General features: G+C 53.7%; 18 protein-coding genes and 2 pseudogenes. 11 read left to right on the forward strand and 9 right to left on the reverse strand.

What is annotated here, in order from left to right:
• The first annotated feature begins 207 nt into the window (after positions 1-207).
• The 3 genes from AC5S26_RS29205 (at position 208) to AC5S26_RS29215 (ending at position 3,718) form a co-directional block, all read left to right on the forward strand.
• Positions 208-522, forward strand: coding sequence for a hypothetical protein (locus AC5S26_RS29205; RefSeq protein WP_494188468.1), 315 nt, complete (start codon positions 208-210; stop codon positions 520-522).
• Between the two features lie 324 nt (positions 523-846).
• The gene (locus AC5S26_RS29210; RefSeq protein WP_494188484.1) at positions 847-1,038 is read left to right on the forward strand and encodes a helix-turn-helix domain-containing protein; all 192 of its coding nucleotides are present in this window, start codon (positions 847-849) and stop codon (positions 1,036-1,038) included.
• Between the two features lie 535 nt (positions 1,039-1,573).
• Positions 1,574-3,718, forward strand: a complete 2,145-nt coding sequence (locus AC5S26_RS29215) for a di-heme-cytochrome C peroxidase (RefSeq protein WP_494188469.1) — start codon at positions 1,574-1,576, stop codon at positions 3,716-3,718.
• A gap of 517 nt (positions 3,719-4,235) precedes the next feature.
• Here AC5S26_RS29215 and AC5S26_RS29220 read toward each other — a convergent pair.
• Positions 4,236-4,772 (reverse strand): Imm26 family immunity protein, encoded by a 537-nt coding sequence (locus AC5S26_RS29220; protein WP_494188470.1) that lies wholly within the window; start codon positions 4,770-4,772, stop codon positions 4,236-4,238.
• A 52-nt stretch (positions 4,773-4,824) separates the two neighbouring features.
• Positions 4,825-5,995 (reverse strand): annotated as a pseudogene (locus AC5S26_RS29225) (IS30 family transposase).
• A gap of 529 nt (positions 5,996-6,524) precedes the next feature.
• On the opposite strand from AC5S26_RS29225, the gene AC5S26_RS29230 reads away from it, so the two are divergent.
• Positions 6,525-6,686: a hypothetical protein gene (locus tag AC5S26_RS29230; RefSeq protein ID WP_494188471.1), complete on the forward strand. Its 162-nt coding sequence runs from the start codon at positions 6,525-6,527 to the stop codon at positions 6,684-6,686.
• Between the two features lie 345 nt (positions 6,687-7,031).
• Here the strand turns inward: AC5S26_RS29230 and AC5S26_RS29235 are convergent, their stop codons facing one another.
• Positions 7,032-7,568: a hypothetical protein gene (locus AC5S26_RS29235; protein WP_494188472.1), complete on the reverse strand. Its 537-nt coding sequence runs from the start codon at positions 7,566-7,568 to the stop codon at positions 7,032-7,034.
• 1,146 nt (positions 7,569-8,714) lie between these two features.
• Here AC5S26_RS29235 and AC5S26_RS29240 point away from each other — a divergent pair.
• Positions 8,715-10,391, forward strand: coding sequence for a putative bifunctional diguanylate cyclase/phosphodiesterase (locus AC5S26_RS29240; protein WP_494188473.1), 1,677 nt, complete (start codon positions 8,715-8,717; stop codon positions 10,389-10,391).
• Positions 10,392-10,587: 196 nt separating this feature from the next.
• The gene (locus AC5S26_RS29245; protein ID WP_494188485.1) at positions 10,588-11,049 is read left to right on the forward strand and encodes a zincin-like metallopeptidase domain-containing protein; all 462 of its coding nucleotides are present in this window, start codon (positions 10,588-10,590) and stop codon (positions 11,047-11,049) included.
• 172 nt (positions 11,050-11,221) lie between these two features.
• Here AC5S26_RS29245 and AC5S26_RS29250 read toward each other — a convergent pair whose 3' ends face one another.
• Entirely contained in the window at positions 11,222-11,383 is a 162-nt protein-coding gene (locus AC5S26_RS29250; protein ID WP_494188474.1) for a DUF2165 family protein, read from the reverse strand.
• Positions 11,384-11,978: 595 nt separating this feature from the next.
• Positions 11,979-12,209: a hypothetical protein gene (locus AC5S26_RS29255; RefSeq protein ID WP_494188475.1), complete on the reverse strand. Its 231-nt coding sequence runs from the start codon at positions 12,207-12,209 to the stop codon at positions 11,979-11,981.
• 274 nt (positions 12,210-12,483) lie between these two features.
• Between AC5S26_RS29255 and AC5S26_RS29260 the strand changes: the two genes are divergently transcribed.
• From AC5S26_RS29260 to AC5S26_RS29275, 4 genes and pseudogenes are all read left to right on the forward strand, one after another.
• Complete coding sequence (locus tag AC5S26_RS29260; RefSeq protein ID WP_494188476.1) at positions 12,484-13,917, forward strand: transposase; 1,434 nt, start codon at positions 12,484-12,486, stop codon at positions 13,915-13,917.
• Positions 13,856-14,578 carry an AAA family ATPase gene (locus tag AC5S26_RS29265; protein ID WP_494188477.1) on the forward strand — a complete coding sequence of 241 codons (723 nt, stop codon included), beginning with the start codon at positions 13,856-13,858 and terminating at the stop codon, positions 14,576-14,578. Before AC5S26_RS29260 ends, AC5S26_RS29265 begins: the two co-directional genes overlap by 62 nt.
• A gap of 654 nt (positions 14,579-15,232) precedes the next feature.
• On the forward strand, positions 15,233-16,429 hold the full coding sequence (locus AC5S26_RS29270) for a TIGR03118 family protein (protein ID WP_494188478.1): 1,197 nt from the start codon (positions 15,233-15,235) through the stop codon (positions 16,427-16,429).
• A 301-nt stretch (positions 16,430-16,730) separates the two neighbouring features.
• Positions 16,731-16,853: pseudogene (locus AC5S26_RS29275) on the forward strand (transposase); the annotation flags it as partial.
• A 60-nt stretch (positions 16,854-16,913) separates the two neighbouring features.
• Here the strand turns inward: AC5S26_RS29275 and AC5S26_RS29280 are convergent.
• Positions 16,914-18,470, reverse strand: coding sequence for an outer membrane protein assembly factor BamB family protein (locus AC5S26_RS29280; RefSeq protein WP_494188479.1), 1,557 nt, complete (start codon positions 18,468-18,470; stop codon positions 16,914-16,916).
• Positions 18,471-19,485: 1,015 nt separating this feature from the next.
• On the opposite strand from AC5S26_RS29280, the gene AC5S26_RS29285 reads away from it, so the two are divergent.
• The gene (locus AC5S26_RS29285) at positions 19,486-19,857 is read left to right on the forward strand and encodes a single-stranded DNA-binding protein (RefSeq protein WP_494188480.1); all 372 of its coding nucleotides are present in this window, start codon (positions 19,486-19,488) and stop codon (positions 19,855-19,857) included.
• Between the two features lie 368 nt (positions 19,858-20,225).
• Here AC5S26_RS29285 and AC5S26_RS29290 read toward each other — a convergent pair whose 3' ends face one another.
• The 3 genes from AC5S26_RS29290 to AC5S26_RS29300 form a co-directional block, all read right to left on the reverse strand.
• Positions 20,226-21,377, reverse strand: coding sequence for a hypothetical protein (locus tag AC5S26_RS29290; RefSeq protein ID WP_494188481.1), 1,152 nt, complete (start codon positions 21,375-21,377; stop codon positions 20,226-20,228).
• A 389-nt stretch (positions 21,378-21,766) separates the two neighbouring features.
• The gene (locus AC5S26_RS29295; RefSeq protein ID WP_494188482.1) at positions 21,767-21,982 is read right to left on the reverse strand and encodes a response regulator transcription factor; all 216 of its coding nucleotides are present in this window, start codon (positions 21,980-21,982) and stop codon (positions 21,767-21,769) included.
• Positions 21,983-22,016: 34 nt separating this feature from the next.
• On the reverse strand, positions 22,017-22,244 hold a 228-nt coding region (locus tag AC5S26_RS29300; protein ID WP_494188483.1), incomplete at its 5' end, for a response regulator.

The following is a 22,244-nucleotide window of genomic DNA, read 5'->3' on the forward strand; positions in this document are numbered from 1 at the left end:
GATGGTGTCACGTATTCGATCCATGATCCCGGCGGCCCTGCGGTCGGTGAGGTTCTCTCACTGGATGAACCAGACGCAGTTGGAGATTTCGTCATCACGAAGATTGGACATAAGCAGGCGATCGGCGGTGGTAGGTTCCCCTACCTTGAGTTGAAGGTTTAAATGTGTGGCCGGCCGGTTAGTGTCCGAACCGGCTACTATGTTTCTATGAGACAGCTGCTTTCCTTCCAACAAATCTGTTACCTTGAGCCGCGAGTGCAGGCGTTGTTTGACGAGGCCAAAGCCGTCCATGACGACCCGAGTAAAGAGTCATTCTGCGCGAACACCTTGTGGCGCACGGGCGGCTTCCGGTCCCGCGTAATTGAACTGGTCGGGTGGGACGCAACCAATCCGGAGCTGCAGAGCGACAAAGCTTACGACACGGTGTGTCAGACGATCTATGCGGCGCTGCCCAACTGCCGCAACTGCGGCTTGCCTATAAGTCGCAGCTTGGAGTCCTACCCGGGGGAGCGTCGGATATGATCGCGGGATGCAAACATGGCGCCTTCGATCCGTGCTACCGATGGTGGTGGCTCTAGCCTCTACCGCTTTGATAGGTTGTCAGGACAACAGGACTACAGCCCTTGAGAAGCGAGTTGCTGACCTTGAATCGAGAGTTAAACTTGCCGAGGAAAAGCAGGCGGCGAATGCCGAAGCGGCGACTCAGCAGGAGGTCGCCTTTAAGAACTGTCTCGCCCAGGCGTGTCGCTTTCAGAATTATTTGTCGTAATGTTTCAGGATTATTTGTCGTAAGGTCGTTGCATGCAGGAGCTGAGCGGGGTGTCCGAAGCGGCTCGGGATCTTGCGATGTCGCGCTTCAGGCTGATCCAGCCATATCTGGAACAGAAGCGAAGCCTCCAGCTTGTCGCCTCCGATGCCAAGATCTGTTTCCGGACTGCTCAGCGGTGGGTAAGCCAGTATCGAAAACTAGGACTTGTGGCGCTCGTGCGCATCTGGTCTCGACCGCGGTCGTCGAAGCGGCACGGGACAGCCTCGTGATTGGGCCGGGATGACGCCAAACGCGACAAATAATTCTGAAACATTACGACAAATAGCGATCAAAGCTACACCTTGAGTGATCACGAATCCCGTCGCGGGAGCATGAGCCCCGGCAAGACCAGCAATTAGGCGTTTGCTGGCCTCCTCAATTGAACTTTGGTTAGACAAGCTGGACAACGTGATCGGTTTGCAATAAGCGCACGGCAAGTCATCGACCGTTACAGCAACTGTACGTGTCTGGGCCAGGACACTAAGAGACACAGCGAACAGAAACAGACCGCACAAGCGCATGCACAAGATTATATGCACCTCTCAGCTGATCGCCGGGATCCGCGAGTACGTGATCGAACTTGTGCGGTTGCGTTACGCAGACTTTGGTCCGAGCCTGGCGGCGGAAATGCTTGTCGAGAAGGATGGCGTCAAGGTGTCCGGGGAGACTCTGCGCATGGATTGGTCTGCGATGCATTTCTCGAGAGGAATAAATTGACGCCAAATTCGTTTCTACTTCTATAGCGTCAGCATCCGCGGAGCTTCGATGAGTAAAATTAGAATCGCATATAGAGCAGTGCAGGCAGTCTTACGATCATGGACCTCCTCTTTCGTGCGGTCTTTCAAAAAAGCCTGGCACAAGCACATCCTGGTGGCGACAGCTCTGCTAATTGCGGCCGTCTTGCTTACTTCGGTTGTCAGTAAGTTATGGAGGTCCCGCGATATCGGCTCGGACTCGTGGTTCGCTCGCGTTAAAGGAAACGGATCGAACCTCGATCGTGGTGCAGTAACGAGCGCGGGGATCGACCAATTGGGCGATCACTATTCCAAGGTCATCTATCTCCCACAGGGCTGGAGCGCAGCCCAGACGATGTGGTTTTACAACACCTCGCAGGGCTCCGACCTCATGCCGTATGACTTTTTCTTGGTTCTAGAGAAGATCCGCTCGACGGAATCCTTCCGCTCTGCCGTTAATATGGACAGCTACCGGTATCTGCCGCAGCAGGCCAGCGTCAGCAATCCCGACGCGCTCCCAGTCGGCTTTGTAAAGGATAGCTACAAGGGTAAAGACTACGTCGGTCTCACCTGCGCTGCGTGTCACACCGGGCAGATCAACTACCGCGGAACAGCAATCCGCGTCGATGGAGCGCCAGCCATGGCCGACATGGATACTTTTTTGCACGATCTTGGCCTGAACGTCTGCGGTGTGCAAGCGTCTCCCGATGTGCATGACCGCTTCGTCAGCAATGTCGTTAAGCTTGGACACTACTCCAGAGCGGCCCAGATCGATAAGGATCTAGACAAAACTTGCCAAATCCTGACTCTCTACAACGCGATAAATAAGACGGATACGGCATATGGCTACGCGAGGCTCGATGCGTTTGGGAGAATCTACAATCGGGTCTTGCAACATATCCTCACATCGCAGGAACTCGACGAAGAGTATGACCGGATGACTAAAGAGCTGGTCGCGCAGAACAAAATGAACCCCTTGAACGCATCGTCCGTCAACTCCGCGGCGCATAAACACATCATAGAAGACGAGGACCGAGAAGACTTGATCGACAAGCTTGCCAAACTTATTAACGGCGACATCCAATCACCTTTGATCAATCAACTCTTCCCTACTCCCAATGCCCCAGTCAGCTATCCGTTTTTGTGGGATGTTCCACAGCATGACTACCTGCAGTGGAACGGCATCGCCTCAAACGCTGGCCTGGGTCCGATCGGGCGAAACGCGGGTGAGGTGATCGGTGTCTTTGGCACGCTAGACTGGCATCAAAAGGAGGGGTTTTCGCTCTCGGCAGTCATATCCGGTCAGGGCTTCCACACTAAACATACAAGCTTCGACTCGTCGATCCGAGTACAAAACCTACGTCTGATCGAAAGCCAGTTGGCGCATCTGGAGTCGCCACAATGGCCAGCTATCCTTGGTCCAATCGACTTGGAGAGCAGCCGTCGCGGGCAACTCATCTTTGAAAAGAAGTGTGATAGTTGCCACACGCGCATCCAACGTGATGATCCAAAACGCCGCATCGTCGCTTCGATGGCCTCTCTCACGGAGATTGGTACCGACCCTCGTATGGCGACCAATGGAGTCGAGCGAGTCGGCTATAGCGGAATCCTGCGGAACGAGTATGTTGCGGCAGGACCTGGACAGGTTCTTTTGAATGAGAAGGCACCGGCAGGAGAGTTGCTTACGAAGGCGACGCTGAGTGCCGTCGCTACACCGGAGGACGAGAATTTTATCTTTCGGGGTTACGATTGGGCTTACAACCTTATCGCCAGCTTCTTCGGCAACGAGATTCAACCTTCTCTGAAACAAGGAAAATACGATCCAGACACGTCAGCAAACCCTTATGCATCCCTCTATGCCTACAAGGGAAGGTCTCTCAATGGGATCTGGGCGACGGCACCCTATCTACACAATGGTTCGATACCCACGCTCTATGACCTTCTGTTACCCAAGAGAGGAGTTGCCAGTCCCGCGAATGGCGAGTACCGTCCCGACAACTTTCAGGTTGGCTCGCGTGAGTTTGACCCTAAGAAGGTGGGTTTCGTCAGCAACGGCTACGCAGGCTTCACCTTTGACACGAGCAAACCAGGCAATAGCAATGCTGGCCACAATTATGGCACCGACCTATCTTCGCGAGATCGGAGCGACCTGCTGGAGTATCTCAAGACTCTCTAAGTGATGCTGAAGAGCGAGGGGTTACGAATATACTTCTGCCAAAGCCATGGTTGTTGTTTTCGGAATTATTTGGCGTAGTCTTTTCAGAGCTATTTGGCGCAATTTTTGGATCCGGTTCGTGCAAACCTGAACTCAGGTCCAGCGGCTCGTCGATCAGCTTCAGTTCGATATCCGCCAAATCAAGAAGAATTAGCCCAAAATCACATCAAAACAAGCACGGTGCGATACACAGCCTAATGCCGCGCGCCAAATAATCCTGAAACTTTGCGCCACTTAACTCTGAAACTCAGCGCCACTTAAAGTTGAAAGCTACAGTCTTAATCTAGTTGTTAATGATGTAGCTTATGAAATGATTTAGAAGAACTCATAAACCGTCGATTTTGACGTCCTAAGCTGAAGGCGATTAGGGCATCGGCGATTTATCACCAATCGAAGTTAGAACCGCCGACCGCTAACGAAAATTGTCTCGAAGTTGCCGAAATCCCCGTTTTCCGTGCAGATCATCCACGCATCCGCTTCAGGTGGGCAAGACGCCACGCGCTCGAAGTATATCCCGCACATGCCAATCAATGAGGTTGTAATTACCGATAGTTGATTGGGCGAGCGATCTATCCGACGGTGAGTGCTCGATGTGGACCTTCGCCCCGATTTCGTCCACCAGCTTATAATCGTCTGGCCTGCCTGTTCCTTTGAACCTGACGAACAAATGCCTGTCGAGCATATCGCTGGCGATTACAGGCTCGGAACCTACGATCTCCCAATACCCTCGCGAGAAACCGAGATTGTTTACGACAGAAGGTCCGAGAATGAGATTGCCCGGGACTAATAGATCAGGAGTTGGGCGGTCAAAGCCTATCGCGTCGTACAGGTACACAAGATTCAGGTCAAAACCTAGTCCAAAAAAACACGCTCTCTTGATCAAGCGACCCCAAACGAAAATGCCAACCGCCGGAGATAGACGAAATATGTCGCCCACCTTCGCTCTCTGGCGCTTTTCTGTAAGGCGAATAGCCGTACACTCGTTCGCCTCTTCCATGCTTTTGACAACTCGCATCGATGGCAGGATAACAGCCGCCAGTCGCTTGTTCCTGGAAAGTTAGGCGGTCTCAACGGGTCGGTGCAACACTATCTTGAAGTTTACTAGCCGGAGTTTCAAATCCCAGAGTCTTTCGCGGCCGTTGATTGAGGCGCAGGGCTACGCTGTCGAGATCGGCTTGAGAATAGCTGGACAAGTCGATCTTCTTGGGTAAGTACTGTCTCAGCAGGCCATTGGTGTTTTCGTTGGTTCCACGCTGCCAAGGGCTCTGAGGATCACAGAAGTAGACTTTCACCTTCGTGGCCACAGTGAAGCTCTTGTGTTTGGCCATCTCCAGGCCCCGGTCCCAAGTCAACGAGCGCCGCAGGGTCGTGGGCAGTTTACGGATCTGTTGACTCAGCGCGGCGACTACGGTCGCCGTATCCTTGCTGGTCACTTTGACCAGGATGGTAAAACGCGAATGTCGTTCCACCAGCGTTGCGATGTGACTGTTGCTGGTGCCGGCGAGCAGATCGCCTTCCCAGTGACCGGGAATGGCGCGGTCCTCAATCTCTGCTGGCCTCTCCCGGATGGAGATGGCATCGACGATCTGACCGTGAGACTTTCCGCCGGCCCGAGCGTGCACTGAGCGACGGATACTCCGCTTGGACCGCAGGTGCTGAACCAGTTCTTTCGTCAGCACTCCTCGAGCCCGGATGAACAAGCTGCGGTAAATGGTCTCGTGGGATACGCGCATGTTCTCGTTGTTGGGATACCGTATTTTCAACCACCCAGAAATCTGTTCCGGCGACCAGTCCACGATCAGTTTACTGGCAACGATCGTCCGCAACTGCCTCTGGCGGGCAAGCAGGCACGGCCTGGGTCGTAGAGCCGACTTCCAAGCCCGGTCATCGGCTTCACTAGCTCGATACAGTGGACGCCCTCCGTGGCGCATCACCTCTCGGCTCACCGTCGAGGTAGCCCGCTGTAGCCCGCTGTAGCCCTCTGGCTATCTCGCGAATCGACAAACCAGAGGCAATGCCTCGTGAGATCTCTTCCCGTTCGGCCAGTGTGAGCGTTCGCAGCGAGCGCCGACGAACGGCCGGAGCGATCCCCCCGTGCTGCGATAACAAGAACTGAATCGAGCCGTGATCCTTGCCACAGAAGCGCCCAATCTCATGCAACGACTCTCCCGCCTTCCAACGACGCCAAACCTCGGTCCTCTGCTCCGCAGAAAGTCCATACTGTCGTCCTTGTCTCATCAACACCACCTCCAAAAGAAATAAGTTCTATCAGATGGTGTTGCACCGACCCGTTGAGACCGCCTAGCTTTTCGGCAAGTTCGGGTTCCGTTCACGGATTTCCACGTCCGGCCGCCGCACATTCAGACATCGGCCGTTGTGCCCGGCAAGGTCGCGCTCGCCAAGAGCATAGACTCGAATTTTCGTCCCTCGACCCTCTACTTGCGCAAGAAAACGCTCGCAGAGTGCGAGTATCGCCTCAAAACAACGGACGATCCACGAGACATGTCTGAGCTGGTGGAAGAGCTGATGGCAGGCTGGCTTAGTCAGCCAAGTAAGTCGCGATTCTGACAGACTTTCTCATCGACACATTGGAATACCAGGAACGGACGGGACGCATCACTCTAGCGGAACGCCGTAGGATCGAGCGTCGGCTAAAGCGTCTGCCACCGAGCGTGGTCTTAGGAAACAAAAGCTGCTGAGCGAGCCAGATTCGGTAATTGACCGCCATAATCGCAGGCCTAGCATCAAACCAGCAGAGGTGGACGCCATGAATAAGAATCAACCGACACGACCCGTGGAAGAGGGAGTAGACCCTTCAAACGAGAAGATTTTTCTGGATCGCCTGAAGACTGCCGATAAGGACAAGAAGACTGCCGCCAAAGGGTCTGAGGTAAAGAAGCGAGTGCCCTCGTCTCCTGTGCCGCGTTGATAGTCCGACTCACTAAGAATCAACTCGAATGAAGTTGAGAAGATTGGATCTGACGTTGAGTCGCAAACGCTGACCGATAAAGCTTCCGCGTCGCGACGCTGAACCTACTGCCCAATGAGCTTGACACTTCTGTGATGAGACTCCTCCATTAGGTTCTACATGACGAACTTCTCTCAGTGAAGGAACGGAATGCCATCACCGTTTCTGACGGCATCCAGAGATTGAATGACGTGGTTCGTCCTTCCCACGCCAGCCATCTTTCATTAATCATCGCTTTCGGAAAGATGCATTTCAGGAGCAAATCGAGGATTGAACACGCCCCTCTTAGAGGACTCGCCGAACCAGTTACCTATACAGATTGAAGACGATGCCGGCGCGAGCGCTGAAGCTGTGGTTCCACTGATCGCGCCACTCGACCTTTTCGCCGATATACTCGGCCGGGATGATTTCAAAGCCGATGCCGTGCTTGCTCTTGAGGTCAAAGCCGATACCGGCGCGGGTGGCAGGGTTCCAGTCCACTACGTTGCTGACAGCTGCGGCCGACGAGCGAGAGCGCATTTCGCCGCCTTCTCCGTAGATGAAGGGAGTAAAGCGGGATCGGGGAGCTAGGGTGTATCTAGGCCCTGCAGCGATGAGCAGCAGGTTTTCGTCGACGTTGACTCCACGCGTCGTGAGCGCGGTGAAATCCGCCTGGAAGCCAATGTGGTGAGTGAGGTTGACCTCAGGAAGAACCGACCATCCCATCAGGCTTCGGTTGCCCATGTAAGGACTGGTCTGGAATGCATAGTTGTAGTGGATTGCGAAGGAGGCCACAGGAGCCTGATGGTGAGAGGTGCGGGTAGTACCGGTGGAGCTGCCGGCGTCAGCGGTTTGAAAGTGCATGATGGACGGAGCAGAAGAGCTGGAGGATGATGCATCCGGGGTTTGGGCCAAAATCGATAAAGGAAGAATTAAGGTCAACAACATTAGGAATTTGTAGATAAGAACACCCATGGTCGACTGCCGTAACCTTTGATATACGTGCGGTTAGAGCACACTCGGTCACTTATACAGATGCTCTGGCAAGAGGGATGGTTACCTGGAACGGTTACCTGAGTTGTCTCGGGAAAAATGCACCTGGTGATGGCTTTGCTTTTGCTTCTTCCAAATCTTCATCCATGACCTACGAGAAATCCCCCAATACCGTCTCGATGGCAGCTCTCATCGCAGCCATGCGTACGGCGCGCTTGCAGACGTCACAGTTCGAGGGCGCTTCACGCCCCGAATCTTAGCTGAGGTTTGCCAACCGGTCGATCTGAAGACGTCCGCGCATAACCACCGGATTGGTCGCTACACCTCCCCGACAGGTCAGAGATATATCGGACCGCATTTCTGTGGAACCTGAACGAGCGAAGTTTGAGAGCGGCAAATGGGTGCGTGCTTTATCGATCTCAGTGACCAGCAATATATGAGCTCAAGAAAGGCTATTAGGATATGGCCGAAGCCTACAAATCTGATACAGTCATCTAAGTAACAAGACAACTTCTTTAATTTCACTTTTAGCAAAGCTGTCCTCGGCGTACCGGCCGGGGCTTCTTTTTTGACCTGCCGATAAATTGGCCAGGTCTTGTTGCGACTGCTGCAAGGTATACGGATGCGACCGCCTGCCACGGGTGACGCATGAACCTTCTCACTGCAGCCTCGCAAGGTCGTCAGGGGGGACTAATGATGAGCCTGGCACGCAAAGGCTGAGTGGCTCCTCCTGGTCTGTTGCCAATGTGGTGCAACTTTTGGGCCAATTACATGCCCTAACCTCTTATGTGATGATGAATGCCCGTGCTGCCACAGCAAGTGATGAGCGAGAGTCCAGCCGTCGCTCTATGACACCCAAATTGATTGTTCCGGAGGAAGGCTATTCCGTCTCTCCTATACGTATCGTCAGTCCCTCGAATTATCAAAGGGATAAGAGACAACCTGGCTGCACATAACAATGGTTAGCCTGCTGCTTCTTCCGGGTCTCGCGAGAGAACTCTACAGGCAATCAGGTGATTGACCAAACCAATGTCGCTAAAAAAGAACGCTTCCCCAAGAACGCAAAAGCCACCGGTAATTTTCGAAGGGAATCCCCTGGCGATGTGGATCTATGATCTTGAGTCTCTTCGTTTCCTAGAGGTGAACGAGAGTGCCCAGTGTCAATATGGGTATACGCGTGAGGAATTTCTCACTTTAACGGTAAATGACCTTCGTGATCTCCAAGAGAGCGCTCCTGTTCAACCAATCCTCAATATCGACGCGACCGATCCAGATGTAGTTTGCGTTCATCGAACGAAAGATGGAACGAGGATCTATGTAAAGGTTCGCAGCAACAATGTGTCTTACGACGGGCGAGAGGGAAGATTCGTCGTCGCTGAAGATGTCACGGAACGCCGTCATGCACATGCCCAACTTTTCCAGTTAGCCCATCATGATTCCCTTACCGGATTGCCCAATCGGGTTCTGCTCGAACAACGGATGGGCGACGGGCTTGCCGCGGCTGGGCAACGAGGACAACGCGCGGCGATCATCTGTCTCGATCTGGACCGATTTAAACAAATCAATGATTGGTATGGACATGCGGCCGGAGATGAGTGCCTCAAACAGCTCGCAAGCCTGCTGACCCGAAGACTACGCGGAATGGACACTGTTGCCCGTACGGGAGGAGAAGAATTCACTATCGTTTTAGGTGAAGTAGACAGCGTTGCTTCAGCGGAGATAGTCGCAAAGGTGTTGATACAAGCTCTTTCGAAGCCGATCGAGATTGAGGGTCACAAGATTGTTCTTGGTGCCAGCATAGGAGTAGCGGTCTATCCAGATCACGGCATTAGCGCTGCTGAACTCTGGAGGAGCGCGGACGCAGCCATGTATCACGCGAAACGCGCTGGCGGAAACCAGCATGCACTTGCAACTTCAGGTAACAACAAACTAATAGTCGAAAGTCTCAACGTCGACGCTCAAATGAGAGCGATGTTGCACAGTGAGGGCTTCCAACTGCACTATCAGCTCCAGTACTATCTCAGTCGCGAGATACGGGGTATGGAGGCTCTCTTGCGTCTGCCCAGCCTAAAGGAAGCCGTTATCAGCCCGGACCGGTTTGTCGCGATTGCTGAAGAGCGTGGGATGATTCACTCTCTAGGGAAATTGGTGCTGGAGAAAGCCTGTCGACAATTAATAATATGGAACTCGCAACGTGATGCTCCTGTCCGTCTCGCCGTGAACATCTCACCCTTGCAACTGATGCGATCCGATTTTGTAGGCGAAGTTCAAGAAGTTATCTCAGAGGCGGGCATAGAGCCTAGTTGGCTGGAAATGGAGATTACAGAGCGGGTCGTCTTGAACATTGATGAGATCGCGCCACGAATGACGGAGTTGGCAGATATGGGCATCCGCTTCGCCGTCGATGATTTTGGTACGGGATATTCCTCCTTGCAACATCTTCATCGCCTGCCTATCTCAACTCTAAAAATAGACTGCTCTTTCATTCAGCAGCTCTGCGAATCCAGCCGAAGCTATTCGCTCGTAAAATCGATCATCGCCATGGGGCATAGCCTTCAAATGGAAGTCATAGCGGAAGGCGTCGAACATGAAGACCAGATGCAGGTACTTCAAGACCTTGACTGTGACTGCATCCAAGGCTTTCTGTTATCAAAACCTTCGTCTCCAGAGACGATAGAAACTTTACTCAAATAGAACGCGAGCATCACCCGACTAATCCCTGTAATCTTTGCTTCGCTGTGCTACCGAATAATCCGCCTACGCGGAGGCGTCACGTCCAACTAGAATTCAGACTGAGAGTAATCCTTCAGATGCAGCAGCGGCCAAACGTCGATGGAGTATCAGAAGCACCTCGAACGACCTCGTCAACAACTGGAGCGGACGGCCCGCGATCCGTACAGAGGTCAAAACCGAAAGCCGTGCTTACTATCGTCCCGGCACCGACTCCATCCATCTTCCTGCCCGTTTCCGTTTCGCCGATACTGCTCACTACTACAAGACGCTCTTTCATGAACTGATTCACAGCACTGGCCATGAGACCCGGCTGGCACGAACCTTCGGCAAGCATTTTGGGGATGAGCTTTACAGCAAGGAAGAACTCATCGCGGAGACTGGGTCCGCTCTCCTTTGTGCCAGGGCTGGAATTGAGACGGAGCTTACCGAACGGAATACCACCGCATACCTCCAACACTGGATCAGTGCTTTGAAACAGGACAACCGGCTTGTGATTAAGGCCGCAGCAGCAGCTCAGAAAGCCGTCGACATGATTATCGGAGAAAGCTTTGTTGAAGATGGCAAAGAGGATAGGGGCGCCGGCGAGGACGGCACCCTGTATTCAGTTGGTCCTCTCTAAAGGGATTGTCAGCGTAGCAAGCGACAGTCTCGTCCCCGGGCAAAAGCTGAACATATCCGGTAAGGGCAACCTCTTTCGCGACAACGTGGCCGCTCCCTCGGATTCTGGAGGAGATATTGTCATAAACGGTTGCACCGAAGCCGCACGAGAGCTAATCGGACCACTATTCGACTCACGCGCCGGATTCGCTCTCGGGCAGCACGAGCAACACAAAGACGATACCGATGGAGGCGAACATACGAAATGCTTCTTCCTGGCCGTTCCAGAGCTTCGATTGCCACATCAGGAACCACTCGCCGCCTACACTGATAAAGGCGAAGAACCACAGCAACAACCCGAGAGTGAGAGCGAGGGTTGAGAAACACTTGGCGGCGTTGAAGGCTGCCGCCCTGCATGCTTCGATCCCTCTGGCGGCTTAGAGCTTCAACGTCTTAGGTCGTTAGCCGGTCACCCGTTTACACTTTCAGAAAGGAAATGAATATGACCACCCGACGAAAGTCTGTTTCTGAGAGCACGCAAGGAAAAACTGTTGCGCCCGGCAAGGCCACGCTCGCCAAGAGCAAAGACCCGAACTTTCGTCCCTCAACCCTCTATCTGCGCAAGAAAACGCTCGCAGAGTGCGAGTATCGTCTCAAAACAACGGACGATCCACGAGAGACATGTCCAGCTGGTGGAAGAGCTGATGGCAGGCTGGCTTGGAAAGTCAGCCAAGTAAGGCGCGATTCTGACAGACGGCGAGTCGGAGGCGCCCTCCAACAATTGGGTCGGTTACAAGCACGCTCGAAGTCGTCGAGCAGATATGCAATCGCGTCATCGTCCTTGCAAAGGGCAAGATATTGGGTGGTGCGCTCCGATTGCCGGAAGAACCAGAGATTCACCGTTTTCTAGCATACAGCCACCCCAGTCCGCGCCGTCAGTCTACGTCCTGCTCAGTCCTCTTCGCGGCTTTTGCTGTCTTCTTCGGTGATTTGGCCTTTTTCAGCTTTGACAGGTTCATTCTGCGGTGTGTCCGCTTTCCTTGCGGCCTTCACAGTAGCCGCGTGTATCGCCGCCGCGACCGTCTGGTCCACCAGACCTCCGCTGATGCCACTTTTGATGGCCTTGCTTACTGCTTTGTCAATTGCTTTCAGGGTCTTCTTCTCAGATTCCTTCTTCGCCATTTCGCAGTACCTCAATAGACGGGCTTATGCCGCAATTGGGAATTGTACAGGGACACCCTTCCGCTGTTTCTCGTTCCCGCAGGGACAGCAAATTCGGTCAGGACCCTTTCTTCAACCCCTACTCCTTCGTCTTCAGTTTGGAGTCGTTTTCGCGGATGAACGCCTCAATCTCCGGCGCACTCGACAGGATGCGGAGCTGTCACTTTCAGAGTTATTTGGCGTAGTTTTTCAGAGCTATTTGTCGTAGTGTCGATGCATGCAGGAGCTGAGCGGAGTGTCCGAGGCGTCTCGGGATCGTGCGCTGGCGCGCTTTCGCCTGATTCAACCGTATCTAGAACAACGGCGCTCCCTGCAGTTGGTCGCGTCCGATGCCCACCTCTCCTTTCGTACCGCCCAGAGGTGGGTAAGCCAGTATCGGAAGCTGGGACTAGCAGCGCTCGTGCGCAAGGAGCGTGGAGATCGCGGCGCCAGAAAAATCGTATCGCCGAAGGTCAAGGCTGCAATAGAAGGCCTTGCGCTTGAGAGACCACCCCTTCCGATCAGTTCTATTTGCCGGCAAGTTAGGGAGTTTGCCAAGTCCACAGGCGAGCCTATGCCACAGTACGGCACCGTTTATAGCCTCGTCCGTGAAGTCCCACCCGGATTGCTTACTCTGGCGCATCGAGGTGATAAAGCATATAGCGAAGGCTTTGATCTAATTCACCGGCGTGAGGCAACTCGATCGAACGCCATTTGGCAGGTAGATCATGCGCAGCTGAGTATCCTCCTGGTTCGGGAAGATGGGCAGACCGCTCGACCATGGTTGACCATCGTAATCGACGACTACAGTCGAGCGATCGCCGGCTATTATTTGGGCTTTGATCCGCCTTCTTCGATGAGAACGGCCCTCGCGCTTCGGCAGGGGATCTGGCGTAAAGGTCATCCGCACTGGCATATCTGTGGCATTCCAGAAGTTCTTTATACAGATAACGGCTCGGATTTCACCTCGAAGCACATAGAACAAGTTGCCGTAGATCTCAAGACTCGCCTTGTATTCTCGACTCCCGGCAAGCCCCAGGGGCGGGGCAGGATTGAACGATTCTTTCGTACGGTAAACCAGATGTTCCTCTGCGAACTCGAGGGTTACATCAAGCGAAAACGACATAAGCCCAACCTGACACTCGAGCGGTTCGAAGAGCTCTTTCGAACATTCTTACTTGAGACGTACCACCGCCGCTCCAGCATCGAAGGAAGACCAGCTCCTTCGGAACGCTGGGAAGGAACTGGATTTCTACCGCGCATGCCCGATTCGCTCGAGCAACTTGACCTCTTGCTGATACAGGAAGTTCGCGCCCGCAAGGTGCGCCGCGATGGCATTCACTTTCAGGGCCTGCGCTATCTGTCGCTCACTCTAGCGGCGTATGTAGGCGAAGAGGTGACCCTCAGATTTGATCCCCGGGACATGGGTGAGATTCGCGTCTTCTATAAGGATAGATTCCTTTGCCCAGCGGTCTCAGCCGAACTTGCCGGCGAGACCATCCCTCTGCGCGACATCATTCGGGTTCGCAATCAGCGTCGGCGCGAACTGAGCTCGGCTCTCCAAGATCGACAACGAGCGGTCGATTCGCTTTTGCAACTAAAAAGAGGCACTGCTGCCAAGGAGATTCATGCAAAAGCCCCCGTCCTGCCCGTATCCGGAGTTCGCATCAAAAGATATCGAAACGAGTAGACGCGCTTTCGTCGAAACGATCGAATACAGCCGGTTCGTGGAATTCTGTGATGCCTGCCGTCATTTTCGTTACATTGGGCTCTGCTATGGACCACCCGGAATTGGCAAAACACTCTCAGCCGTGCGCTACAGCCGAGCAGATCAGATCATTCCGCGTGATCGTTGGACAAGCGAGGTGAGCGATGATCTCCCTATCGACACTCTGCTCTACACCACCTCGGTGATTAATACTCCATCTGGGGTGAGGAACGATATCAATATGGCTCGCGAGAGAGCGATGAGCATTGTTCTCGACCCGATTCGGCGCGAGGCATTGGTCACTCTGGATGAAATAAGACATAAAGACGAAAAGCGTCGAAGAGAAATCATGAACAAACCAGGGTCATCCCCATGCGACCGGCCTGAAGTCGATCCAACTTACTTCGAAACCTACAAGCTATATCAAGCCAAGGAGCGGGCGGTTCGCGATCCGACCACGTTGATCCTTGTAGATGAGGCCGATCGACTGCAGATGAACAGCCTCGAACAAATGAGATCGATTTTTGACGAAGGTGCGGCGGGCATGGTCCTCATCGGGATGCCCGGTATCGAGAAGCGCATCGCCCGCTTTCCGCAGTTTTATTCACGCATTTGGATTCGTCCACGAATTCAGACCTCTTGATCCTGCCCAAGTGCAGGAACTGCTCGAAAAGAAATGGACGCCGGCTGGCGTCACACTCCCCGACGAACAACTGCTCCCGGAAGTCATAGCAAGCCTCATCCGCATGGCCAGAGGAAATTTCAGGCTCTTGACTCGACTCCTTACCCAGATAGAGCGGGCTCTCAGCGTCAATGACCTCCATCTGGTCTCAACTGCGGTCGTTGAAGCCGCCCGGGATAGTCTCGTCATCGGCCCCGGATGAAGTCGAGTACGCCAAATAGCGCTGAAGAACTACGCCAAATAGCTCTGAAACGGAGCGCCACTTACCGATGAAAGCTACACTCAAGGCAAAACGAAAGTATAGCCAGACGCACTGCTCTACCACCTCGATGGGAAATCGGTGCCGCCGATATCTACTCTCAGAACTGCTCACCGCCTAAGGATCTCACACACTTAAGTTGACGATGCCTTACTGAAGATTGAATGGCAGGCCCAGTATCGTTCCAGCGCCATCTGTGGCTAGAGGTTAGATGTGAGCCACCCGTCCCACCCGCCATTCCATTACAGGCCTGTATGGAATATATGCACATCTGCAGTGTTTTATAGCTATCCGTTCTTGTACTGAGGTACGTGCTGTAGAGCACGTACACGCGGAGCGTAAATACGAGGAGGAGTATGAAGTCACTGTTTACTCTTGCCGTCGGAGCGACGACGGTTTTGTCATTGGGAATTGCTTCCCAAGCCCAGCAATACAAACAAACAAATCTTGTCTCCAGCAGTTCAGGTCTGGCTCCAGTAACGGACTCTGCATTGGTGGACCCTTGGGGACTGGCCCGCGCTTCAAGCCTCGCGTGGTGGGCGTCTGACAATGACACCGGCCTGAGCACTCTCTACAACGGTGCAGGCGCAAAGAACCCTCTGATCGTCACCATTCCGTCGGTCAACCCGAAGAAAAACCCTAAGGGTAGTCCGACCGGCATTATTGCCAATAGCAGCACAACTGATTTTCTGATCTCCCCGGGTCTACCAGCAGATTTCGTCTTCGCTACGTTGGATGGCGGAATCGCAGCATGGAACCCAACAGTAGCCCTCTCTCAGGGAAAAGTCCCCCCGTCGACCAATGCCGTATTAGTCGGGAAGGGACCTGATGGTTCGTCCTACACAGGACTCACGAGCGGATTCATCCATAACAAGCGATATCTCTATGCCGCCAATTTTGCAAAGGGACGTATCGATGTCTATGACAGTTCCTTTCACCTTACCAATCTCAGTGAAGAGTCTGATGATCCTTATAGCTTCGATGATCTTCGCATTCGTCGTCCCTACAAGGTGTTTACCGACGAGGAGATTCCTAAAACTTTTGCTCCATTCAACGTAGCGGCTATCGGCCCCGATATCGTTGTGACCTATGGTCTGCGCGTGGAGGGACAGGAAACTGCTGTAGGTGGGCAGGGCCTTGGCTATGTAGATGTATTCAGCTCCTCCGGACAGTTGCTCACTCGGCTGGAACGTGGCGAATGGCTGAATGCGCCATGGGGCATCACGCTGGCACCTCTGGACTTTGGGCGCTTCAGCCACGATCTGCTCGTGGGTCAATTTGGCGGTGGCGGCAGCACTCCTTCAGCCGGTGTGATCGCAGCTTATGACCTTGCTACCGGTAAATTCGAAGGCCTGGTACAGGATGCGACTGGTAAGCCGATTGTAATCCCTGGTCTCTGGTCCTTGAGCCCGGGCAACATCAACCCAGATAACCTGGACCCCGCCGCTTCGCCCGCTGCTGAGGTGTATTTCACCGCTCGCAACGCAGGCAAGGGCCTCTTTGGCTATCTCACAGCAGTATCCACCGATCTCATCGAAGGTAGTGCACAGTAGGCTACTCGACGGCGATCTCGATTCAAATTGCATACTGCGGCTCTGCTCTGCAGTATGCAGTTTGCATTGTCAGGAATTTCAATTTCGGGCAGAAGAAGTTGGGTGTCGTTCCACAAGACGCAGTCCTCACGGCAAGACCGAAGAGTCTTCCCACCTTAGGCTGCGAATGTAGAGAAACAGGAGTTCCGTTTCATGCGGGGAGCGACTATTCGCGGACGCGTTGGCAGTGCAAATGAATGTGGAGGCTTGCCCGCAATTCTGTCACCGGGCAACTACAGGCCAAATATCCGGAGAGGACGGCTGCCGGCGATTGCTAACGGTTCCCGGCATTGGGCCGCTGACCGCGACAGCACTGATTGCCGCGATCGGTAACGGCACCACCTTTCGCAAGAGTCGCGATCTCACCGCCTGGCTCGGACTGGTTACATGGCTGTTCTAGGCATATTGGCAAGGCTCATGATCCGGTCCGCTCTACCGGTTTCATCTATTTCGGTAGATCGAAGGCGTAGAGTTTATTGTTACCAGTTCCTAATCGGCTATAACCGGAACCCCAATATACGACGCCGTCGACAATTGAGGGACCGCCAAAGACCGATCCACCGCTGGCAAAACTCCACCGGATATTTCCTGTTTTTGCATCGAGACCATACATGGTTCCCGACTCAGAACCAATGTAGAGAACACCGTTTGCAACGCTCGCTGCGCCACGATCAGCAGTGCCTTGGATAGGATCCGCTATTTGCCAAAGAATTTTGCCGGACGATGAGTCAAGCCCTGCCCATGATCCCCAATTGACTGTCTGCCCATTTGGCATTAACTTATAAGGCTTGTGTTCCGTATTCGCGATAGGGACGTAGATGTTCTTTCCATCAGATGCTGTTCCCCACTCGATACCGCCGCCTACGCCTCCGGGACCCACCTGCGTATGCCAAAGAATCCTTCCATCGTCCGGGTTGAGCGCCCAATATATTCCGCTCTTCTGACCAAAACCGACGACATTGTCCAGAAGATTTGGACCTGATCCACTGAAATCAAAATCAGGACCGGCAGGCGACGGGCATGGCATACCACCTGCGACCGGCTCAAAGCAATCGATGTTCCAGACATCATAGGCGAGGAGCTTTTGCGACCATTTAATCACTCCGGATTTCACATCCAAAGCCATCACACTGTCAATGTGATCGTTTGGTGGAGTACATGCTACGGGATTATGGTTTTGGAGGTTTTTCGATTCGCAATCCTCGATCTCCCGAGGAACTGTGTAGTTATTGCCAGTGCCCACGTAGATGAGTCCGCGGTTCACGTCGATGGCTGGCGGTTGCCAGATCGGTCCACCACTAAATTGATTTTGTGAAGCCCCCTTCGGAGGTACTGTATATGTCTGCCAGATTACGTGGCCGGTCCCGGCGTCGAGCGCCACGATGCTGCCGCGGAACGTACAGCATTTGTAGCTTTGAATAGTGGCCAGGCCCTCTTCGTTCGACGATATACCGACATAGATGACATTTTCAAAAGCCACAGGAGAACCTGTGATGACTGCTGCTGGATGCTTGTCCACTTCAGTAATCCATTTCACGTTTCCAGTGGACGAATCCAGCGCCATGATGTTTGCACCCGAATGCACTGTCTCGAAAGTGGTTACGTTATCGCCAATGACGACTTCCTTGTCCAAAACGAGTGGACTGACTCTAGAGATAGAGCCTGTGCGGTGGTTGTATTCAGAGATTTGATGCTGCCAGATCTTTTGGCCCGTGAGCGCATCGATGGCAAATAGATTGCCCGCCCAATCAGGGACGTAGACAACATTCCTGCTCACGGTAGGGGTGGCTGAAACATCTCCGCCCGTAGTAAAACTCCATTTCACTTTTAGCTTATTCACATTCAGCGAATTGATGGTGGTCTCGTTAGGTTGTTGACGAGTGTTTGCAAGATTCTGTCCTGCGGATTGCCATGCTTTTTCCTCCGGCCGTTTATTCAATAAATAAATTATGACTATAAACAGGAGAGCTATAGGGAGGAGGCGGATGGCCCAGACTTTCATTTAAATTACCTTTCGAATCGCGAGTAGAATTCCGCATGCACACAGAACCCTTCCAGATGCAGAACAACTGCGCTTCCGCCAAATCCGGATCTCAGGTCTGCATGAACAACCAACGTCGTCATAGTTATCAGGTCCGCGTCGAACCAACGTTCGCTGATTCAAAAGCTTGAGGCCGCCTCCGAGGACAAGCGGGTCAGGAACGAACCAAACGACTCATTCATACTTACTTCCAAGTCTTAGTTTCGATGTCGAGCACCTGCTCAGGTTGCAGAATCCGCTCTCGCCCACACCGTGCGGGATAGTATCCATACGGAGGGAAATCAGTGGATCGTGGTAGTCGAACGCAGGCCATGGAGACCCGCCGTAGAGGCCTCAAATCTAATAACATCTAGACCCTCCTGCTATAGAAACACCGCGCGGGGGAGGTTATTCCAAAGATTGCCTGGCTAACAGAGTAATGTTTATTCCCTGAAGAAGCGGCAAGCTTCGTCGGGGCGCACCATGTCCTCGAAGTCTTGGGTCTCTAACCGGTTGAGTTGATCGAGTGAGTGCGAGCCGCGAGGGAGAAGCTCAATGGCAATGATGGTTATCACCGCTGTCTCAAATCGTTCCCTAATCATGGGGAGCATGGTCTTCACTCCCTTCGTCTCGGATTTGTCTGTCTGACTTAGGCGTTCTTCCACGGTGCATTGGAATGACTTTCTTGTTCTGGGCTGGCTTACGCTACTCGTGACATGAGGCGAGGCTATTGAACAGGGCAGGCTTCCCTTCTGGTTTGCCTATCTATCTGCGTTCAGCGTGCCGCGCTCAAAGCACCCCCGCCCTTCGGACGCACGCTCTCCTTCCCAGAATCCGCTTCGCGCCTCTACAGGTGCGACTCCTGCCCCCAGGCAAGCTGTGGTCCCCTTCCGCAGATTCCGTCCAGTCGCCGAGGGAGTGGGTCGCGACGGCACACCCTCCGGGGAAGCATGTACCGCAGACAGCGGACAAACCAAAAAAAACGGAGCCAAACACCATGTTCAACAAAGTCATCCTCATCGGCCGCCTCGGACAGAACGCAGAAGCCAAAACCACTCAGAACAACAAAGAGTTCGTTGTCCTTAACATCGCAACCCAGGACAGCTGGAAGAACGACAAAGGCGACTACGAGACCCGCACCGAGTGGCATCGCGTCTTTGCCTGGAGCAACCTCTCCAAATTCGCCAAGACCCTGCAGAAAGGGCAGCTCATCACCCTCGAAGGCACCCTCCGGTATCGCGAGTACGAGGAAGAAGTCCACGGGCTCACGATCAAGCATCGCGTTGCTGAGATCCACGCTATTAGCATGAAACGACTCTCAAAGATCGAAGCCGCTGATGATCCTTCCGACGGGGCCGGCGTCGAATAGTCGTCGCTGACTCGGGTAGATGAGACCGATAGGGTCTCATCCACTCTATCTTTTAGGACAGTATTGTCGAACTGCGGTTTGTCTCGAAACCGATGCTACCTAATAGAACACTCGGCAAGCCGCAGCCCTTGATTGACGTCACTTCGCCACTATCGTTGTTTTACAGTTTTGCTTTATTATCGCCCCAAGGCGATTGAATATGGCGCGAATAGAGCACTCAGATCTCATACCCGATGGTGGAATTTGGAAATGCCCTCGGACCCTTATTGAGACAGCAAAGCTCTCCCCCGCCAGACCGCTTGTCGAACTGCGTGGGATGCCGGCAAGTCTCCCAGAATGATTGTTTTTTACCCGTGGACTCGCGGACATCAATTTGAAGAGAGCGCGCTGCAACGATCGAGGGCCACCTCAATTTCGCTAACCGTCGACTGATACCGTTCACTGCCTACGCTTCCAAAATTGTGTCGAAACTCCTCGATTGAGAGGTTCTCAGGAAACTGGACCTCCAAAGGGAAAAAGTCCTTCCTGGAAAAGCCACTACGCAGACGCGCCTGCATCGCACCTGCCGCGATGTCGGAGCGAGTTGCGGCGAAGGCAAATCGCACTCCCGCCCGATCTGCAGCCAAATCGCCAAAAGAAAATCCGCTGCCGCGTGTCAGTGTGTCTAACTGTTCTCTCATCAGGCCGCCGGCCTCACTGACGATCGGCTGCTCGAGAACGGCGAGTGCCGCACTGACCGCGTAATGTCGCGGCCAATCCTCGCGTCCATTCAAGGTGGTGCCCTGACTGACTGCGACCGCATTCTGAACCAGCGCACTGTCGGTCTTCAACCCGATGAAACGGGCGATGTTGGAGTGTCCCACTGCGATACCGAAAGCTAGGATAGCTGCGCGATTCTGCTCAATGGTTGAGAGGTCAGCTCGATTGGTTTCTGAAGTTGCGAATGCAGCCTGGAGCAATGCGCCGAACCGTGCATCACCGGAAGGAAGACTCGGACCCGCAGCAACAAACCGCCGAAGGTTCTCCTCGGTTGCAGCGCGCAATTGCGGCGAGCCGCCAGTGAAGATGGCCCACATTGCAGCGCCAATAACAAAGGTCACGATGCAAACCGCTACCTTCCAGCGTCGGTAGAGAACGCCAAGTCCGAGAATGACTCCCCCCAGGCAGGCAGCCACCGGAACGGCGGCATTGATCCAAACTGGTGCGTGTCCGGCGCGCAGCGAACGAATCGTCAGAGCCAAGCCTACAACGACAAGTGGCAGCGCAACAGTCTGAAGCAAGCGGCCCCGGAACGTTTGAGCGCGATTGACCGCGAAGGTTGCCGAGAAGCCAAGTACGCTATATATCGCTACTTGAACCGCGATCGCGCACAGGAGATAAGCCGCCTCCCCGCCGAGCCCCAAGGACGACTGCGCAAACTCCACCAGACGTTGGGGCGGCAACAACGGAATCGGCAACACGACCAAACCGGCCAGGATCACGGCTAAGATTGATAACTTTTTCAGTGTTTGCGGAGACATTCTCTCATCCCTGTAACCGTTTATTCGCAGTTTGCGATGCCGCCAAGTTGGCCGGATCTTTCTCCTGAGCTATCGACGGATCGCCATCATACACATTCTCCGAAGGGACGCGCTCTGGAGTGAGGCGGGGGATTCCAGTTTGTTTTCTTCATTGGGCCAACTCGCCGGTTGTTCTAGTTCCGAGCGACCGCTAAACGGAAGGAGTCTACTTTGACCAAAACGGGCTGCTCGGATGCGCTCTCCGTAGCATCATAATCCGAGGGTATCAATTGTCGTCAGAGAGACCTGGCGCCGCAAACGCCTTCGCAGCGTCGCTGGACGGTGAAATTGCAGAACTCAGACAAGCAGAGAAATCGCCTTGAGTCTTAGAAGGCCCGAGGAAACGTTGTTTACTCTTTGAGGTACAGCTCGGGGTTTGGGGCAATCAGGCCTCGGTTCAACGCGAACAGGACCAAGTCGGCGTTGCTTTTGAAGTTGAACGACGTCATGATGTGATGTTTGTGGAATTCTACGGCTTTCTGACTAAGCTGGAGAAGTCCGGCGATCTCTTTCATGGACCTGCCCTCGGCGAGCAGTTGAACGATATCTTTCTGTCGCGACGTCATTTCTGTCGAGAACTGCCTCGCACGGGTCTTCGCTTCAACCCAATCGTCTGCCTTCAGTCAGATAAGATCGGCCGCGCAATACCTGGTCAATCGCTTGCAGCAGCTCTGAACCGGCAGAATGTTTGAGAACAAACGCGATTGGGCCGAGTTCAAGCGCCGCGGCAGCAAGATTCGGGTCGTCCCGCATCGTCAAGAAGATCAACTTTACTTGGGGTGCCAGTTCCTTGATTCTGCGGGCCGCGTCTAATCCATTTAAGAGCGG

Source organism: Edaphobacter sp. FHG110511_03 (assembly GCF_059115365.1).

Excerpts from the sequence above, each read along its gene's own strand:
- AC5S26_RS29205 (WP_494188468.1), top strand. The coding sequence starts at position 208 with ATGAGACAGCTGCTTTCCTTCCAACAAATCTGTTACCTTGAGCCGCGA.
- AC5S26_RS29210 (WP_494188484.1), top strand. The coding sequence starts at position 847 with ATGTCGCGCTTCAGGCTGATCCAGCCATATCTGGAACAGAAGCGAAGC.
- AC5S26_RS29215 (WP_494188469.1), top strand. The coding sequence starts at position 1,574 with ATGAGTAAAATTAGAATCGCATATAGAGCAGTGCAGGCAGTCTTACGA.
- AC5S26_RS29220 (WP_494188470.1), bottom strand. The coding sequence starts at position 4,772 with ATGCGAGTTGTCAAAAGCATGGAAGAGGCGAACGAGTGTACGGCTATT.
- AC5S26_RS29230 (WP_494188471.1), top strand. The coding sequence starts at position 6,525 with ATGAATAAGAATCAACCGACACGACCCGTGGAAGAGGGAGTAGACCCT.
- AC5S26_RS29235 (WP_494188472.1), bottom strand. The coding sequence starts at position 7,568 with ATGCACTTTCAAACCGCTGACGCCGGCAGCTCCACCGGTACTACCCGC.
- AC5S26_RS29255 (WP_494188475.1), bottom strand. The coding sequence starts at position 12,209 with ATGGCGAAGAAGGAATCTGAGAAGAAGACCCTGAAAGCAATTGACAAA.
- AC5S26_RS29265 (WP_494188477.1), top strand. The coding sequence starts at position 13,856 with ATGCAAAAGCCCCCGTCCTGCCCGTATCCGGAGTTCGCATCAAAAGAT.
- AC5S26_RS29270 (WP_494188478.1), top strand. The coding sequence starts at position 15,233 with ATGAAGTCACTGTTTACTCTTGCCGTCGGAGCGACGACGGTTTTGTCA.
- AC5S26_RS29280 (WP_494188479.1), bottom strand. The coding sequence starts at position 18,470 with ATGAAAGTCTGGGCCATCCGCCTCCTCCCTATAGCTCTCCTGTTTATA.
- AC5S26_RS29285 (WP_494188480.1), top strand. The coding sequence starts at position 19,486 with ATGTTCAACAAAGTCATCCTCATCGGCCGCCTCGGACAGAACGCAGAA.
- AC5S26_RS29290 (WP_494188481.1), bottom strand. The coding sequence starts at position 21,377 with ATGTCTCCGCAAACACTGAAAAAGTTATCAATCTTAGCCGTGATCCTG.
- AC5S26_RS29295 (WP_494188482.1), bottom strand. The coding sequence starts at position 21,982 with ATGACGTCGCGACAGAAAGATATCGTTCAACTGCTCGCCGAGGGCAGG.